We start from the raw sequence: 16,895 nt of genomic DNA on the forward strand, positions 1-16,895 counted from the left end.
CGCGCGGGGGCTCCATGTGCCTCCCGGCGCCGGTGTTTGGGGCCGCCCGGGCTGGGGGTCACTCCTCCCCGCTGGTGGGGGGGCGGCGGCGGCCCCCCCGGGGGGCGGTGGGGCGCCCCCCCCCCCCCAACTCCTGCCACATCTCGTGGAACGAGGCGGTCACGCGCCCTCGCCTTCGCCCTCGCGCATCGGGATGCGGACGCCGCGCTCGGCGGCCACCTCGTCGGCGCGCTCGTAGCCCGCGTCGACATGCCGGATGACGCCCATGCCCGGGTCGTTGGTCAGCACCCGGCGGATCTTCTCGCCGGCCAGCGCCGTGCCGTCGGCGACGGTGACCTGTCCGGCATGGATGGAGCGGCCCATGCCGACGCCGCCACCGTGGTGCAGCGAGACCCAGGAGGCGCCGGAGGCGACGTTGACCATGGCGTTGAGCAGCGGCCAGTCGGCGATCGCGTCCGAGCCGTCCTTCATGGCCTCGGTCTCGCGGTACGGCGAGGCGACGGAGCCGCAGTCGAGGTGGTCCCGGCCGATGGCCAGCGGCGCCCGCAGCGTGCCGTCGGCGACCATCTCGTTGAACCGCTCGCCGGCCTTGTCCCGCTCGCCGTAGCCGAGCCAGCAGATCCGTGCGGGCAGGCCCTGGAAGTGGACCCGTTCCCCGGCCATCTTGATCCACCGGGCCAGCGACTCGTTCTCCGGGAACAGGTCGAGGATCGCCTTGTCGGTGGCCGCGATGTCCCGCGCGTCGCCGGACAGCGCCGCCCAGCGGAACGGCCCCTTGCCCTCGGCGAACAGCGGCCGGATGTAGGCGGGCACGAAGCCGGGGAAGGCGAAGGCCCGCTGGTAGCCCGCGAGTTGGGCCTCGCCGCGGATGGAGTTGCCGTAGTCGAAGACCTCGGCGCCGGCGTCCATGAAGCCGACCATCGCCTCGACGTGCCTGGCCATGGACTCGCGGGCGCGGGTGGTGAAGCCGGCCGGGTCCTTGGCCGCGTAGTCGGCCATGTCGGCGAAGTCGACGCCGACCGGCAGGTAGGACAGCGGGTCGTGGGCGCTGGTCTGGTCGGTGACGATGTCGATCGGCGCGCCCTCGGCGAGCATCTGCGGCAGCAGGTCCGCGGCGTTGCCGAGCAGTCCGATGGACAGCGGCCTGCGCTGGTCGCGGGCCTCGACGGCGAGCTGGAGCGCGTGCTGGAGGTTGTCCGCCCGCACGTCCAGGTAGCGGTGCTCGATCCGGCGCTCGATGGCGCGCGGGTCGCAGTCGATGCACAGGGCGACGCCGTCGTTCATCGTGACGGCGAGCGGCTGGGCGCCACCCATGCCGCCGAGCCCGGCGGTGAGCGTGATCGTCCCGGCCAGCGTGCCGCCGAACTTCTTCGCCGCGACGGCGGCGAACGTCTCGTACGTCCCCTGCAGGATGCCCTGCGTCCCGATGTAGATCCAGGAGCCGGCCGTCATCTGCCCGTACATGGTCAGGCCGAGGGCCTCCAGGCGGCGGAACTCCTCCCAGTTGGCCCAGTCGCCCACGAGGTTGGAGTTAGCGATCAGGACGCGTGGCGCCCATTCGTGGGTCTGCATCACGCCGACCGGCCTGCCGGACTGGACGAGCATCGTCTCGTCCTGCTTGAGCGTGGTGAGGGTGCGCACCATCGCGTCGAAGGAGCGCCAGTCACGGGCGGCCTTGCCCGTGCCGCCGTAGACGACGAGCTGGTCCGGGTGTTCGGCCACCTCCGGATCGAGGTTGTTCTGCAGCATGCGCAGCGCGGCTTCCTGCTGCCATCCCCGAGCACTCAGCTCCGTACCGCGCGGTGCCCGCACGGGTCGCGGTCCCGACATGGGCCGTGCCTCCCTGACATCGAATGGATTGAGCTATTCACATAGTGGCCCTGCTGAATAGCGCTAGTCAACAGGGCACGGCGAACCTCCCGCCGGGAGCGTCGCGAACCGGCCGGCACCCCGCGAAGACCCCTCGACCCGGCGGGGCCCGGTGCCGAAGATTCGACTTGCCCGCCGGGAAAGTCTGCGATAACTTTCCTACTAGGCAAGTAAACGGTCCAGGGCCTGTCCGATCAGTCAGGGCCTGGTGACGGGGGACCGTCCGGCGACGGTCCGGACCGCCTTGGGGAGGCGATGGCCATGAGCACACAGATCGATGCGGAACGGGCCTGGCAGGATCTGCAGCGCATCCGGGTACCGCAGGAGCGGGTGTACGACGAGGTCGAAAGAAGCGCGCAGGGCGACGCCAGATCGACGTACACCATCGCCGCGATCATGTGGATCTTCATCGCGAGCTGGGAGCTCGAACTCCCCACCTGGGCCTTCTGGCTGGTGCTCGCCGCGTACGTCGCCCTGGTCAGCAGCCTCGGCGTGCTCCACAACCGCCGCAGCAGGCTGCAGCTGCACCGCTCGCGCTACAGCTGGCGCTCGCTCGCCACCTTCCTCGCGGGCGGGGCGGTGACCCTCACGACGATCCTGCTGTCGGGCTATGTCGCCGACTCGCTGGCGCTGCCGCTCGGCAACGTCATCCAGGCCACCGTCTCGGCCGCCGCGTTCGTACTGCTCGTCGGACCGGCCAACCGCTGGGCGGCCGGCGCGCTGCGCGACCGCGGTGCGAGAGCCGCCCGTGAGGAGGTGGTCCGATGAGCACCCCGAGCGGCTTCGACGAACTGATCCACCCCTCCACCCGGCTGTCGGTGGTCGCGCTGCTCGCCGCCACGGAATGGGCCGACTTCCCCTTCATCCGCGACAGCCTCTCGCTCAGCGACTCCGCGCTCTCCAAGCAGCTGCACACGCTGGAAGAGGCCGGATACCTGGAGATCCGCAAGGAGGGCGGCGGCCGCAAACGCCGCACCAAGGTGCGGCTGACGAGCCGCGGCCGCAGCGCCTTCGAGGGCCATGTGGCCGCGCTGCGCGCGATCGTCGAGGGCGCGGGGCCCACGACGACACCCACACCCTCGACACCATCCGCCGCGGGCGAGACCTCAAGCCCCCGGCACGCGCAGCACCACGTGGAGGCGGGCCGATGACGACGACCGAGCACCTGCAGGCAGGACCGGCACCGAGCGCTCCGCCGCCGGCCGCCCCACCCGTCATCCAGGTCAGCGACCTGAGGATGGCGTACGGCGGCAAGGACGTGCTGCACGGCGTCGATCTGGAGATCCACCGCGGCGAGATCTTCGCGCTGCTCGGCCCCAACGGCGCCGGCAAGACCACCACCGTCGAGATCCTGGAGGGCTTCCGGCAGCGCTCCGGTGGGCAGGTCCGCGTGCTGGGCACGGACCCGGCGCGCGGCGACGACGCCTGGCGGGGCCGGATCGGCCTCGTCCTGCAGTCCTGGCGCGACCACCGCCGCTGGCAGGTCGCCGAGCTGCTGACGCACTTCGCCTCGTACTACCCGCACCCCCGCGACCCGGCCGAACTGCTGGCCCTGGTGGGCCTCACGGAACAGGCCGGTCAGCAGGTCGACCGGCTGTCCGGCGGCCAGCGCCGCCGGCTGGACGTGGCGCTGGCGGTCGTCGGCCGTCCCGAACTCCTCTTCCTGGACGAGCCGACCACCGGCTTCGACCCGGAGGCGCGTCGCGACTTCCACGACCTGGTGGAACGGCTCGCCCGCGACGAGGGCGTCACGATCCTGCTCACCACCCACGATCTGGCGGAGGCCGAGCGGCTGGCCGACCGGATAGCCATGCTGGTCAACGGCCGGATCCGGGCCTGCGGCACCCCGCCGGAGCTGGCCCGGCGGGCCGCCGCACAGGCCGAGGTCCGCTGGACCGCGCCCGACGGCACGGCCCGCCGCGAGCGCACCGAGGACCCGTCCCGGCTGGTGTGGGAGCTCCACCGCGACACCGGCGGACCGATCGCCGATCTGGAGGTCCGCCGCCCCACGCTGGAGGACACCTATCTGCACATGGTGCACCGCGACGACACGACCGACGCCGGCGCCGCGGACGGGACAGCGGGCGGGACGGCGGACGGGGAACTGCGGGCCGCATGAGCGGCTCCGCGATCGACAGGGGGAGAGAAGTGACAGCAGCACCGCGCACAGCCGCCACCATCGAGCCGGCGGGCAGCGCCGGCAGGACCACCACAGCCGGCACCGGCCCGTCCGCCACGAGCGACGGCCCAGGTGCCGGGACGCCCACCGGGGGAAGGCCCTCCCCCCGCCGCCGCTACTGGCGGGCCGGCCTCCTGCGCGGCGGGATCGAGCTGCGCCATCTCCTGCGCAACCCCAAGGAGATGACCGGCCATCTGGTCAACGTCGTCGTCGCGCTGGCGCTCGCCGGCTTCATCAGCGACGACGTGCCCGGTACGCGCGTCCCGATGGCGCATCTGGCGCTCGCCGGCTTCGCCGCGTATCTGCTGTTCCAGATCGGGCTGGTCCAACTCCCGCAGATCCTGGTCACCGAGCGGGAGGAGGGCGCCCTGCTGCGGCTGCGCGCCACACCCGGCGGCATACCGGCCTACCTCGTGGCCAAGTCATTGCTGGTGGTCGCCACGGCCCTCGGCACGCTGGTGGTCCTGCTGACGGCCGCCGCGCTGCTGGTGGACGGGCCGCTGCCGCACGGGGCCGGCGGCTGGCTGACGCTGCTGTGGGTCACCGCGCTGGGGCTGCTCGCCGTCGTACCGCTCGGCGCCGCCATAGGCGCCGTGCTGCCCAACCCGCGCGAGGCGCTCGCACTGATCATGCTGCCCGCGATGGGGCTGCTGGTCACCTCGGGCGCGATGTTCCCGATCACCTCGATGCCGGTGCTGGTCCAGAAGATCGCTTCGGTCTTCCCGCTCAAGTGGATGGCGCAGGGCCTGCGCTCGGCGCTCCTGCCGGACGCCGCACGCGCCGCGGAGCCGGCCGGCTCCTGGGAGCTGCCCACGGTCGCCCTCGTCCTGGCCGCCTGGGCGGTGCTGGGCTTCCTCCTCGCCGTACCGCTCCTGCGCCGTGCCGCCCGCCGCGAATCGGGCTCCCGCCTCAGCGAGCGCCACCGCAAGGCGAGCCTGAGCGGCGCCCGCCCCGCCTGACGGTGCGGCGCCCGCCGGCCGTGCACAGCGGGCGGTACGCGGCCGTGAGTGTGGCCGCGTGCCCCGCCGTAGGCCGGTATGTGATGGCGTGCGGGCCCGGCCGATGATGGACTTGGGGTATGAGCTTCACGGACCGAGACCATGCCGTAGCGGCAGCCGTTGCGCAGGGCCTGGTGGGGGTGGACGAGCCCGTGGCCGGGCTCCTGGACGTGGACGGGATTCGCCGGTCGGCGGCGGAACTCCGCGCCGCTTTCGCGGAGTTCACCGCACCCGGCACTCCGGTCCTGCACGCGTTCGCGGTGAAGGCCGCCTCGCTCGTGCCCGTGCTGCGGCTGCTGGCGCAGGAAGGGCTCGGCTGCGAGGTGGCCAGCCCCGGTGAGCTGGCGCTGGCCCGGGCCGCCGGGGTACCGGCCGCGCGCACGGTCCTGGACTCGCCCGCCAAGACCCCCGCCGAGCTGCGCGAGGCGCTGGCCCTGGGGATCGCCGTCAACGCCGACAACCCCGAGGAACTGGCCCGTATCGACGGGCTGATGGCCGCCGCACCGGGCACCGCCCCCGTCGGCCTGCGGGTCAATCCCCAGATCGGCGGCGGCAGCATCGGGGCGATGAGCACCGCCACCGACACCTCGAAGTTCGGGGTCGCGCTGCGCGACGAGGGGGCCCGCGACTGGGTCGTACGGGCCTTCCTCGCCCGCCCGTGGCTGACCCGGCTGCACGCCCACGTCGGCTCCCAGGGCATGCCGCTGGAGCTGATGGCGGCGGGCGTGCGGAGTCTGTACAAGCTCGCCGAGGAGATCAACGAGCGGGCCGGCCGGCGCCAGGTCGACACCCTCGACATCGGCGGCGGTCTGCCGGTCAACTTCTCCTCGGACACCACCACCCCGACCTACCGCGAGTACGTCGCACTGCTGCACTCGGCCGTCCCCGGGCTGCTGTCCGGCCGCTACGGCCTGGTCACCGAGTTCGGCCGCTCGCTGCTGGCCAAGCACGGCACGGTGCTCGCCCGCGTCGAGTACGCCAAGTCGGCCGGCGGCCGCCCCATCGCGGTCACCCACGCCGGCGCCCAGGTCGCCACCCGCACTGTCTTCGTGCCCGAGGCCTGGCCGCTCAGGGTCGCGGCGTACGACGCTGCGGGCCGCCCCAAGACGGGCGAGCCGGTCGCGCAGGACATCGCGGGGCCGTGCTGCTTCGCGGGCGATCTGGTCGCCGAGAACCGCCCGCTGCCCCTGCTGGAGTCCGGCGACCACGCCGCCCTCCTGGACACCGGCGCGTACTACTTCTCCACCCACTTCGCCTACAACTCCCTGCCCCGCCCGGGGATCTACGGCTATGCGGCCGCCCCCGGCGGCACCGTACGGTTCGCCACCATCCGCACCCCGCAGACGCTGGCGGAGCTCACGGCGGAGAGCGGCGGCGGGCACACGGAGGCGCTGCGCGACCTCGGGAGGCAGTAGGCGACAGCGGGAGAGCGAGCCGCCTGGAGCCGCCCTTCCTCAGCGGCCGGCCCGCGCCGCCCCGCCACGCGCGCCTGCCGCCCGCGCGCCCCCGGCTCGGGCGTCACCGGCCGCCGGCCCGGTCAGCACGTACCCGCCGACCTCCTTGCCCGCGGCGCCGCCCCGCCGGGCGGATTCCGTACGCACCCACAGCAGCACGTCGTGCTCCCGCTCCCAGTGGCCCAGCCACGCCGCCTTGGCCCACAGCCCGAGCGCCGCCCCGGCCATCAGCAGACCGCCGGCCGCCGGCAGGGCGAACGACGAGCCGACCGCCACCAGGAAGGCCAGCAGCACCCACCAGCGGTGCGCCCGCCGCCAGACCCCGATGGTGACCGAACGGTCCTGCAGGATGACGGCCTTCCCCGCGCGCGACGCCCCGCGCGCCAGCGCCGCATACCGCCCGCGGCGCACCGCGAACACCCCGAACGCCGCGATCACGAACAGCCCCGCCCCCGCCGTCAGCCCGATCGTCCGCCCGGTCGGCCCCGGCACCAGCGCGCCGATCCCCGCGGCCAGCAGCCCCGGCCACCACAGCCAGCCGGCGGGCGCCCGCACCACCACCGCGACCCGCGCCAGCGCATCCGCCCCGCGCCCCACGACAGACCTCCTCACCCAGAAGACCATCCGGCCGCCCCGCCGTGCCCGTACGCCGGCGAGCGCTCCTCGCGTCGTCCGTGCCCGTACGCCGGCACGCCCGGCGGCACACCGCTACCGGCGCCGGAGCGTAGCCGGCCCGGATGAGGATTCCCTGAGACGGAGCGCGGCCCGCGGCCCGGCGCCCGCCGCGGCTCTCACTCCACGAACAGCCCCCGCGCCGCCGCCTTCGCGTCGAACTCCTCCAGGCGGGCCTGGGCGTCCGGGAGGGCGTCGCACATCGACTCCAGCAGGACCCGGCCCAGGAGCATGGGGGCGCAGGCGGTGTCGAAGGCCAGGCCGGTGCCGACGGGCGCCGGCAGCATCAGGTCGGTGTGGTGGGCGACGGGGGCGAAGGCGCTGTCGGCGACGGTGACGACGCTCAGGCCGGCCTCGCGGGCGTAGGCGAGGGCGTCGAGGACCTCGCGGGGGTGGCGGGGCAGGGCGAAGCAGAGCAGGGCGCTCGCGCCGGCGCGTACGGCGGCGTCGATGCGGTCGGTGAGCATGGTGCCGCCCTCGTCCAGCAGACGGACGTCGGGGTGGACCTTGCGGGCGAAGTAGCTGAAGCCGGCGGCCTGGGCGGTGGCGGCGCGCAGACCGAGGACGGGCAGCGGGCGGGAGGCGGCGAACAGCCGGCCGGCCTCGATCACCGGCGACGGGTCGGCGAGGGCGGCGGCCAGCTGACGGAGGTTGTCGATCTCCGCCTCGACGGCCTGCTGGTACTCGTTGACGGAGCCGGTGCCGCCGGGCTTGCCGGTGGGGGCGACCTCGCGCAGATGGCGGCGGAGCGCCGGATAGCCGTCGAAGCCGAGGGCGACGGCGAAGCGGGTGACCGACGGCTGGCTGACGCCGGCCAGTTCGGCCAGTTCGACGCTGGAGAGGAAGGGCGCGTCGGCGGCCCGGCGCACCATGCAGTGGGCGATCCGGCGCTGGGTGGGTGTCAGCCGGTGGCCCTCGAAGAGCTTCTGGAGTCGGGCGGCGGTACCGGTGTCCGCGGCGGCGCCGGCCTCGCCGGGCCGTGCCTGCCCGGCGGGTGCTGCCCCGGTGGGCTCCCGCTCGGTCCTCGTGCCGGCCGGCCGGCTCCCGGCCACGCCGCCGGTGCCGCCGGCGTTGTCCCCGTCCCCGCTCATCGCCTCTTCTTCCCGGCCCGGTCGGGGGCCTTGTCCTGTGTCGACCGACTGTACGGAATTTCTTGCGCGCACCGGGCCGCGGTACGCGTCGGGATCCGGCCGTGGTCGACCACCGTCCCGGCGCGCCAAGGCCCGAAGGGGTACTCCCCCGCGCCCGGATCGGCACGCCCCGCCCGGGGCCGCGCCCGGGTGCCCCTCACACCTGTGCCAGGGCGTCCAGCAGTCCCGCCGCCACCGCCACGTCGTCCGTCAGCGGGCGGTCCTCCATCCGGGGGTCGAGGGCGTCCGCCGCGAGAGCGTAGGCCGTGGCCAGGGGCAGTGCGGGCTCGGGTTCGAGGGAGCGCATGCGCAAGGCGCGCAGGGCAGCCACCAGCTCACAGGCCAGGACCTGGCGGTAGTACGCGCACGCGCGCAGCGTCTGGCGGGCGCCCAGGGAGGCGAAGCTGGCCTGTTCCTCGACGCCGCGGGAGAGCACGGCGTGGCCGAGCGAGGCCGGATGGGAGACGGCGCGCATCTCGCCGAGGGCGGCGCCCGCCGCGTATTCGAGGATCATGACGCCGGAACTCGCCGGGGCGGCGTCGCCCAGGAAGGGCCGCAGCCGGGTGAAGTCCGGTTCGGAGAGCGCGGCGAGGCGGGCGGTGGACAGCCGGGCGGTCTGCAGGACGGCGAGCCGGAAGGTGTCCAGGGCGAGCGCGGCGTGCGCGGCGTAGAAGTTGCCGTGGTGGTAGGCGGCCTGGTCCTCGATGCTGATCAGCGGGTTCTCGGCGGCGGCGTTCACCTCGACGGTCAGCACCGCCTCCAGGGTGTCGGCGGCGTCCAGGGCGGGGCCGTGGATCTGCGGGATGCAGCGGAAGCCGTACGGGTCCTGGATGCGGCCGAGGGGCGCCGTGGGGCGGACCGGGATGCCGGACAGGGTGCGCATCCGGGCGGCGGCGGCCGCGGAGCCGGGGTGCGGGCGGGCGAGCACGACCGGCTCGGCGAAGGGCTCGTGGGAGCCGCCGACGGCCAGGAGGGAGAGCGCGGCGACGGGGAGCGCGGCGGCCAGCAGCCGGCGCATTTCGTCCAGGGCCAGCGCGGACTGGCCGAGGGTGAGGGCGTTGCTGCTGATCAGCGCGAGGGCGTCGTTGTTGTCCAGGGCGACGGGGGCCGGGGGCCCGGCTCCGGGCGCGCAGTGCCAGGGGTGTTCGCCGGCCAGCGCGAGGCCGGTCTGGGCGAGCGCGGCCAGGTCGCCGGTGCCGACCGCGCCGTGTTCGTTGACGACGGGGTGGGCGCCGGAGTCCAGCGCGGCCAGCAGCGCGGTGATGACGGCGGGGTTGAGGCCGGCGCCGCCCGCCAGCAGTTGGTTGGCGCGTACGGCGAGCATGGCGCGGACCTCGCGGGCGGGCAGCGGGTCGCCGATGGCGCCGGCGTGGCTGCGCAGCAGCCGGAGTCCGTGTGCGGCGTCGGCGGCGCCCACGTCCTGTGTGCGGTTGGCGCCGACACCGGTGCTGCGGCCGTAGACCCGTCCGGTCGCGGCGAGGCGGCGGGCGGTGTCCCAGGATTCCCCGGCGCGGGCGAGGGCCTTGGGGTCGGGCGGGGCGGGGCGCGCGGTGCGCTCCGCGAGGGCGGCGATATCGGCGGGGCGCAGACCGGTGCCGTCGAGTGCGATACGCGTCCCGGCTCGTCGGCCGTTGTCCAGCATGGGGGAAGGCAACGGACTCAACTCCTCTTGTAGCGGCGCGAGCGCGGGCCCGGCGCGGGGACCGGCGGGGCCCTATGAGCCCGTCGCGGCCGGTGTCCGGCTCCCTGCAGGCGGGCCGGCGTAGCGCGGCGGCAGCCCGAACAGCGGGAAGAGCCGCTCGGTGTCGAGGAAGGACTGCAGGGCGGTGACCCGCCCGCCCTCCGTCTCGATGACCTGGATCGCCCAGGGCGAGCCGTCCGCGCGGTACTGGCCGAACGCCGGCCGGCCGTTCGCCTCGACCGGCACCAGGTGCGAGCCCTCGCAGCCGCAGCCCGGGCCGAGCAGCCACTTCAGGATGTCCGCGCGGCCGCGCAGCCACAGCTCGTACGGCGGCATGGAGAGCGTGGAGTCCTCGTGCAGCAGGGCCGTCAGGGCGTCCATGTCGAAGCGTTCGAAGGCGTCGACGTAGCGCGTGAGCAGCGACTGCTGGGCGTCGTCCAGGGGGCGCGGGGTCGCGTCGGCGGTCTCACCGGTGGCGGCGAGGGTGGCCCGGGCCCGCTGCAGCGCGCTGTTGACCGAGGCGACCGAACTGCCCAGCAGCTCCGCGACCTCGGCCGCCGACCAGCTGAGCACCTCGCGCAGGATCAGCACCGCCCGCTGCCGGGGCGCCAGCCGCTGCAGCGCGGAGACGAACGCCAGCCGGATCGACTCCCGGGCGACGGCCGTTTCGGCCGGGTCCCCGGCGGACGCCAGGACCCGCTGGTCCGGAACCGGACCGATCCAGGTGGCCTCGGGCAGCCCCGTCCCGATCGGGGCGTCCACGCTCGACGGGGAGGAGAGGTCCATCGGCCGGGCCCGGCGCTGACTGCCCTTGAGCAGGTCCAGGCAGACGTTGGTGGCGATCCGGTAGAGCCAGGACCGCAGCGACGACCGCCCCTCGAACCGGTCGTGGCCGCGCCAGGCCCGCACCATGGTCTCCTGCACGGCGTCCTCGGCCTCGAAGGCCGAGCCGAGCATCCGGTAGCAGTACCCGGTCAGCTCGGTGCGGTGCGCCTCCAGGCGGTCCGCCAACTCCCCTTGCGGCGCCGCTCGTTCGCCTTGCGCACCGCCCGTCGGCGCCGCCGCCGATCCGCCCGCCGCCGTCGTGCCGCTCGCCGAGGACCGCTTCATCGAGGACCTGCCCATCCGCCCGCCGGCCGACCGCCGGCCACCGCGCCCCGACGGTACCGGAGCGCCCGGCACCAGTCTGCTCCCCCGGCATGCCCCTCGCGAGCCGTGGGCGCTCCGGACACGCCTAGACCGCGGCTTCCAGGTCACCGGCCTCGACCTCTCCCGCGAGATGGCCGCCGCCGACGCGGTCCCCGGCCTCGTCCAGGCCGATATGCGCGCCCTCCCGCTCGCCGCGTCCGCCGTCGACGCGGTCTGGTGCGTGGCCGCCCTGCCGCACGTCCCGCGGCCCGAAGCCCCCGTGGCGCTGGGCGAGTTCGCCCGCATCGTGCCTCCACACCCGTTGGAGCACCCACCGCGACGGGCTGATGCTGCACGCGCGACGGCGGTGAGGGCCCGCGGCGGCCCGTCGGCGGTTCAGCCCGGCTCGGCCACCCGCCGCGCCGAGCCCCGCTCGGACAGCCGCGGGGCGCACAGGATGCGCTTGCGGCGGACCCGTCGGCCCTCGATGGCGGCGACCGCGAGGCGGGCGGCCTCCTTGGCGATCTCGGTCAGGCCCCAGTCGACGGTGGTCAGGGGCGGGGTGAGGACCCGGGAGACGGGGTGGTCGTCGAAGCCGACGACGGACAGGTCGCGGCCGACGGTCAGGGCCGCCTCGGCGGCGGCCGCGTAGACGCCGTAGGCGATGGAGTCGGAGAAGCAGAACACGGCGGTGGGCGGGGCGGGGCGGGAGGCGTGCCGCCGGCGGCCGCCTGGGCTGTCGGCCAGCACCCGGCGGGCGACGGCGGTGGCCTCGCCCAGCTCCTGGGCGCAGGGCAGGACTTCGACCTCGATGCCGAGGCGGTCGGCGGCCTCGCGGACGTAGACGTCGGCGGGGCGGTCGGGGGTGGAGGGGCCGGTGGGGGTCAGCACCGTGACGCGGCGGTGGCCCAGGCCACGGAGGTAGTCCAGCACCGCGTCGATGCCGGCGCGGTTGTCGAAGAGCACCTCGCCCGCGGTGCGCGCCCGGCTCAGGGCGTCGCCGATGGAGACCACCGGCACCGCTTCGGCGATCTTCGACCAGCCTTCGGCGGAGGGGTCGACGGGCGAGACCAGCAGGCCGTCGACGCGCTGGTCGCGCAGCTGCTTGGCGAGGGCGAGCTCGCGTTCGGGGTCGCCGCCCGCGTCGAGGATGAGCGCATAGCGGTCACCGGCCAGCAGTTCGCGCCCTATGGCGGCCATCAGCTGCTGCTGCCACAGGTCCTGCAGGTCGCCGGCGAGCACGCCGACGGTGCTGGTGCGGCCGCTGGCGAGGGCCCGGGCGATCGGGTCCGCCTCGTAGCCGAGTTCGGCGGCGGCCTTGCGCACCCGCTCCTCGGTCTCCTTGGAGACGTGCTTGCCGCGCAGCGCGTAGGAGACGGCGGCGGTGGAGAGGCCGGTGGCCTCGGCCACCTCGCGGAGGGTGGTGCGCTTGTTGGGCCTGGCCATGTCCGGAAGCCTACCCAAGGAGGCGGCCGCGTCCCGCGCAGGAGGCGGCCCCGCGGGCTCGTGCGAGCTGGCCGGCCCCTTGACAGCGGAGCCGGTTAATCGCTTCACTTAATCGCATCAGTTAAGCGGTTAAGTGAAGCGGTTGAGGAGGTCGCCGCCGGTGCCCACCGACGTCCATCAGCACCTCTGGCCACCCGCGTTCCGCGCCCTGCTGCGGGCCCGCAGCGCGCCGCCGCGGCTGGACGGCTGGACCCTGCACCTGCCCGGTGAGCCGCCGTACGCCGTCGACCCCGCCGACCACGACATCGCGGCCCGCGCCGCCCTCGCCCGCGCCGACGGCCTCGACCTCGCCCTGGTGTCGCTCTCCAGCCCGCTCGGCATCGAGCACCTCCCGCCCGAGGAGGCCGCACCGCTGCTGGCCGCGTTCCACGACGGCGCGCTGGAGCTGCCCGCCCCCTTCGGCGTCTGGGCCTCGGCCTGCCTGTCCGCCCCCGAACCGGACACCGCCGCACTGCGCCGCGAGCTGACCCGCGGCTGCGCGGGGCTGCAGCTCCCGGCCACCGCGCTGCTCGACGCCGACGGCTGGGCCCGCTGCGCGCCGCTGCTGGACGTCACCGCCGAGCTGGGCAGACCGCTCTTCGTCCACCCCGGCGCCGCCCCGCCCGCAGGCGGCCCCGCACCGCCCTGGTGGCCCGCGCTCGTCCCGTACGTCCAGCAGATGCACGCCTCCTGGTTCGCCTTCCGCGCCTTCGGCCGGCCGCGCCACCCGGATCTGCGGGTCTGCTTCGCGGCGCTGGCGGGCCTGGCGCCGTTGCACGGCGAGCGGCTGGTGGCCCGCAGCGGCGGGCGGGACCGCGGCCGGGTGGACCACGACGCCTTCTACGAGACGTCCTCGTACGGGACCCGCGCGGTGGACGCACTCGTACGGGCCGTCGGCATCGACGTCGTCGTCAGCGGCAGCGACCGCCCCTATGCCGAGCCCGCCCTTCCCGACCTCGGCGCGGACGCCGCCGTCCACGCCCTGCGCACCGCCAACCCGGCCCGCCTGCTGGGCCCGACGGAAGGAACCCGCCCATGACGCCCACCGCCTCCCAGGCCGACGCCGCCCGTGAGGTCCCCGACGGCGAGCAGCCGTTCGCCGCACTGCCCGAGCGCAACCTCGACAAGCGCGAGCTGCGGTCCCTGGTCGACCGCCTCGCGGCCCGCCCGGACCTGTGGCGCGAACAGGTCGCGTTCTCCGACACCGAGCGGCACTACGCATCGCTGTACCGCGACGCGTTCGTCGACGTCTGGCTGCTGTGCTGGACCCGGCGGAACGACACCGGCTGGCACGACCACGACCTCTCCTCCGGGGCGGTCAGGGTCGTCCAGGGCGTGCTGACCGAGTCCAACCCCCGCATCGGCGGGGAGCATCTGGCCACCGCCGTCGGCGCGGGCGCCTCCTTCTGCTTCGGGCCGGAGCACATCCACCGCCTCACCGGCGCGACCGACGACGCGGTGTCGGTGCACGCCTACTCACCGCCGCTGTGGCGCCTGGGCCAGTACGACATCACCGAGGACGGACTGATGCGGCGGGTGTCGGTCTCGTACGCGGACGAGCTGCGGCCCCTGGACGGCCCGTCGGCCGCCGCCTGAGCGACGGCCGCCGGCGCGCGTCAACAGCCGTTCCGGCCCCGCCTATTGACCTTCCATTCACAGACGCCGATCCTGCATGAACTCATGCATGCGACAAGGTGAGGCGGCACTCATGGCAGGTGTGGTCGAACGGCGCTCGATCGATGTCGTCCCCGACGACGAACGGCACGGCAGCGCGGTCAGCCAGTTCACGCTCTGGCTGGGCGCCAACCTCCAGATCACCGCCGTCATCACCGGCGCGCTGGCCGTCGTCTTCGGGGCGAACGCCTTCTGGTCGCTGATCGGGCTGCTGCTCGGCAACCTCCTGGGCGGTGCGGTGATGGCGCTGCACTCGGCGCAGGGACCACGGCTCGGCCTGCCGCAGATGATCACCTCGCGGGCGCAGTTCGGCGTCCGCGGCGCGGTGGTTCCGCTCGCCCTGGTCATCGTGATGTACATCGGGTTCTTCGCCAGCGGCAGCGTGCTGGCCGGGCAGGCGGTCGGCGAGCTGACGCACCTGGGCGCCACGCCCGGGATCGTGCTCTTCGCCGCGGTCACCGCCGTCGCCGCGGCCGTCGGCTACCGCCTCATCCACACCCTGGGCAAGATCGCCGGCCTGGTCTGCGCACTGGCTTTCGTCTACCTCGGCGTCCGCCTGGCGCAGCACGCCGACCTCGGCGCGCTCCTGGCCGACCACCGCTTCGAGCTGCCGGTCTTCCTGCTCGCGGTCTCCCTCTCGGCCTCCTGGCAGCTGGCCTTCGGCCCCTACGTCGCGGACTACTCGCGCTACCTGCCGCGGCACACCTCGGCGCGCGCCACGTTCTGGTGGACGCTGTCCGGCTCGGTGCTCGGCTCGCAGTGGTCGATGACGTTCGGCGCGCTGGCGGCCGCCGCGGCGCCGGCCGCGTTCGTCGGCCACGAGGTCGGCTACGTCGTCGGCCTGGGCGGCACCGGACTGGTCGCCTCGTTCCTCTTCTTCGTCATCGCCCTCGGCAAGCTCACCATCAACGTCCTCAACACCTACGGCGGCTTCATGTCGCTGGCCACCAGCGTCAGCGGCTTCCGCGGGCAGCGGGTGCTGACGCCGCGCGGACGCTCCGCGTACATCGCCGGGATCATGGCGGCCGGCACCGCCGTCGCCCTGCTGGGCAAGGACTCCTTCCTGACGTCCTTCAAGGACTTCCTGCTCTTCCTGCTGACCTTCTTCACGCCCTGGTCGGCGATCAACCTCGTCGACTACTACCTGATCTCCAAGGAGCGCTACGACATCCCCGCGCTCAGCGACCCCACCGGCCGCTACGGGGCCTGGAACGTCCGGGCACTGTCCGTCTACGCCCTCGGCGTGCTCGTCCAACTCCCGTTCCTGGCCACGCACTTCTACACCGGCCCCCTGGTGGCCCGGCTCGGCGGCGCCGACGTCTCCTGGCTGGTCGGACTCGCCGTACCGGCCGTCGCGTACTGGCTGGCCGCCCGCCGCGACACCGCGCGCGTCCCGGACGCGGCAGCGGACCACGGGCGGAAGGCTCCGGCCGGATCGGGGGGTTAGCCCTACCGCGCCGCGTGCCCGAGGCCCGTAACCTCACCGGCATGGCGACACACGACCCCGATCTGCGCAAGGAACTCGACGCGACCCTCCAGACCCGCAAGGAGCTGGGGCCGGGGTACGAGTCGGAGCTGGTGGAGTCCTTCCTGGAGAAGCTGGACGAGAGCGTGGAGCGGCGGGTGCGGCGGCAGCTCGCCGAGCAGCAGCTGCATGTGGCGCGCGGCGCCCGGCCACCGCATGCCGCGCAGGGCCGGGACAGCGACTTCTGGGAGCGCTTCGGGGTCGCCGCCCTCTCGCTGGTGCTGGCCGTCCCGCTCTCCGCGATAGCCGTCAGCGGCGCGGAGCTGCCGGGCCTGCTGGTGTGCTGGGCCGGTATCGCCGCCGTCAACGCCGTGCACAGCGTGGGCGTCCGCCGGCTGCTGCGACGGCGCGACGAGCGCCGGGACGGGGAGTGGGACTGACCCTCAGGAGCGCTCCCGGCCGTCGTGGAAGGAGTGGTGGAGTGTGTACCGCTTGAAGGCCGGGCGGTCGCCGGCGGCCGCCTCATGCGCGGCGGCGTCGGTCCACTCGGTGACGACGATCGCGCGCGCGCCGTCCGCCGTCAGGTGGAGGTGTCCGGCGAGCAGGCCCGGTGCCGCCCTGACGATGTCCTCCGCCTCGCCCGCCGCCGTCGCGGTGACCACGAAGACACCGGGCCGGTGCTCCGCGTCGTGCACCACGCTGCGGTGGAGGCGGGTCCGGTTGAGCCCCGGCCGCTCGATACCGGGCACGAGCGCGTCCACGCGGCCGACCACCGCCGGGCGGCGGACGCGGGCCCACGCCAGGTGTTCCTCGTCGCTGGTCCACTGGGCGTAGTGGAGCAGGCCGGTGCCGTCCGTGGAGAGGAACACGTGCTGGGCGAGGAGCGCGGAGGGCGGCTCGGCGGCCGCCGCCCACTCGTCGATCATGGCGTCGACGGCCGCGCGCGCTCGCTCGGCGGTGCCCGTGAGCCACTCGCTGATCAGCGCCGTACCGGCGCGAGGGTGGACGAGATCCAGAAAGTGCGTCATGAGCGGCAACCCTCATACATCAACCGCACTTGAGGTCAAGCGGGGAAGTGTTGCGGGGACCGCCGCACCCCGGCCGGAGCCGGGGGCGGGACGACGGCGGTCCCCGCAAGGGACGCGCTCCGGGTCAGGGCC

Annotated in this window: 16 protein-coding genes and 1 pseudogene; 10 read left to right on the plus strand and 7 right to left on the minus strand. The window is 74.5% G+C overall.

Annotation, left to right across the window (positions count from 1 at the left end; translation table 11 throughout):
- Nucleotides 1-159 precede the first annotated feature (159 nt).
- Complete coding sequence (gene hutU, locus ACFWZH_RS21125; protein ID WP_384433150.1) at nt 160-1,830, minus strand: urocanate hydratase; 1,671 nt, start codon at nt 1,828-1,830, stop codon at nt 160-162.
- Nucleotides 1,831-2,130: 300 nt separating this feature from the next.
- On the opposite strand from hutU, the gene ACFWZH_RS21130 reads away from it, so the two are divergent.
- The 5 genes from ACFWZH_RS21130 (at nt 2,131) to ACFWZH_RS21150 (ending at nt 6,461) form a co-directional block, all read left to right on the plus strand.
- Complete coding sequence (locus ACFWZH_RS21130; protein WP_384433153.1) at nt 2,131-2,637, plus strand: hypothetical protein; 507 nt, start codon at nt 2,131-2,133, stop codon at nt 2,635-2,637.
- A complete protein-coding gene (locus ACFWZH_RS21135; RefSeq protein WP_384433156.1) occupies nt 2,634-3,020 on the plus strand; it encodes a transcriptional regulator in 387 nt (128 codons plus the stop codon). The genes ACFWZH_RS21130 and ACFWZH_RS21135 overlap by 4 nt, the downstream gene beginning before the upstream one ends.
- Nucleotides 3,017-3,988, plus strand: a complete 972-nt coding sequence (locus ACFWZH_RS21140) for an ABC transporter ATP-binding protein (RefSeq protein ID WP_384433159.1) — start codon at nt 3,017-3,019, stop codon at nt 3,986-3,988. Before ACFWZH_RS21135 ends, ACFWZH_RS21140 begins: the two co-directional genes overlap by 4 nt.
- 29 nt (nt 3,989-4,017) lie before the next feature.
- Nucleotides 4,018-5,007: an ABC transporter permease gene (locus ACFWZH_RS21145; protein WP_384433162.1), complete on the plus strand. Its 990-nt coding sequence runs from the start codon at nt 4,018-4,020 to the stop codon at nt 5,005-5,007.
- 119 nt (nt 5,008-5,126) lie between these two features.
- Nucleotides 5,127-6,461 (plus strand): diaminopimelate decarboxylase, encoded by a 1,335-nt coding sequence (locus ACFWZH_RS21150; RefSeq protein ID WP_384433165.1) that lies wholly within the window; start codon nt 5,127-5,129, stop codon nt 6,459-6,461.
- A 39-nt stretch (nt 6,462-6,500) separates the two neighbouring features.
- Here ACFWZH_RS21150 and ACFWZH_RS21155 read toward each other — a convergent pair whose 3' ends face one another.
- The 4 genes from ACFWZH_RS21155 to ACFWZH_RS21170 form a co-directional block, all read right to left on the minus strand.
- Nucleotides 6,501-7,097, minus strand: a complete 597-nt coding sequence (locus ACFWZH_RS21155; protein WP_384433168.1) for a hypothetical protein — start codon at nt 7,095-7,097, stop codon at nt 6,501-6,503.
- Between the two features lie 194 nt (nt 7,098-7,291).
- Nucleotides 7,292-8,263 (minus strand): MurR/RpiR family transcriptional regulator, encoded by a 972-nt coding sequence (locus ACFWZH_RS21160; protein WP_384433171.1) that lies wholly within the window; start codon nt 8,261-8,263, stop codon nt 7,292-7,294.
- Nucleotides 8,264-8,459: 196 nt separating this feature from the next.
- Nucleotides 8,460-9,944: an aromatic amino acid ammonia-lyase gene (locus ACFWZH_RS21165; RefSeq protein ID WP_384433446.1), complete on the minus strand. Its 1,485-nt coding sequence runs from the start codon at nt 9,942-9,944 to the stop codon at nt 8,460-8,462.
- Between the two features lie 72 nt (nt 9,945-10,016).
- Entirely contained in the window at nt 10,017-11,093 is a 1,077-nt protein-coding gene (locus ACFWZH_RS21170) for a sigma-70 family RNA polymerase sigma factor (RefSeq protein WP_384433173.1), read from the minus strand.
- A 169-nt stretch (nt 11,094-11,262) separates the two neighbouring features.
- Between ACFWZH_RS21170 and ACFWZH_RS21175 the strand changes: the two are divergent.
- A pseudogene (locus tag ACFWZH_RS21175) lies at nt 11,263-11,367 on the plus strand (hypothetical protein); the annotation flags it as partial.
- A 140-nt stretch (nt 11,368-11,507) separates the two neighbouring features.
- Here the strand turns inward: ACFWZH_RS21175 and ACFWZH_RS21180 are convergent.
- Entirely contained in the window at nt 11,508-12,557 is a 1,050-nt protein-coding gene (locus ACFWZH_RS21180) for a LacI family DNA-binding transcriptional regulator (RefSeq protein WP_384433176.1), read from the minus strand.
- Nucleotides 12,558-12,717: 160 nt separating this feature from the next.
- Here ACFWZH_RS21180 and ACFWZH_RS21185 point away from each other — a divergent pair, with 160 nt between their 5' ends.
- From ACFWZH_RS21185 to ACFWZH_RS21200, 4 genes are all read left to right on the plus strand, one after another.
- A complete protein-coding gene (locus ACFWZH_RS21185) occupies nt 12,718-13,635 on the plus strand; it encodes an amidohydrolase (RefSeq protein ID WP_384433179.1) in 918 nt (305 codons plus the stop codon).
- Entirely contained in the window at nt 13,632-14,192 is a 561-nt protein-coding gene (locus tag ACFWZH_RS21190) for a cysteine dioxygenase (protein WP_384433182.1), read from the plus strand. Before ACFWZH_RS21185 ends, ACFWZH_RS21190 begins: the two co-directional genes overlap by 4 nt.
- Nucleotides 14,193-14,304: 112 nt before the next feature.
- On the plus strand, nt 14,305-15,717 hold the full coding sequence (locus tag ACFWZH_RS21195) for a purine-cytosine permease family protein (protein ID WP_384433185.1): 1,413 nt from the start codon (nt 14,305-14,307) through the stop codon (nt 15,715-15,717).
- A 41-nt stretch (nt 15,718-15,758) separates the two neighbouring features.
- The gene (locus ACFWZH_RS21200) at nt 15,759-16,175 is read left to right on the plus strand and encodes a hypothetical protein (RefSeq protein ID WP_384433188.1); all 417 of its coding nucleotides are present in this window, start codon (nt 15,759-15,761) and stop codon (nt 16,173-16,175) included.
- Nucleotides 16,176-16,178: 3 nt separating this feature from the next.
- Here the strand turns inward: ACFWZH_RS21200 and ACFWZH_RS21205 are convergent, their stop codons facing one another.
- Nucleotides 16,179-16,763 (minus strand): antibiotic biosynthesis monooxygenase, encoded by a 585-nt coding sequence (locus tag ACFWZH_RS21205; protein WP_384433190.1) that lies wholly within the window; start codon nt 16,761-16,763, stop codon nt 16,179-16,181.
- Between the last annotated feature and the right edge of the window lie 132 nt (nt 16,764-16,895).

Origin of the sequence: Streptomyces sp. NPDC059008, assembly GCF_042749045.1 — a bacterium.
Taxonomy (GTDB): domain Bacteria; phylum Actinomycetota; class Actinomycetes; order Streptomycetales; family Streptomycetaceae; genus Streptomyces.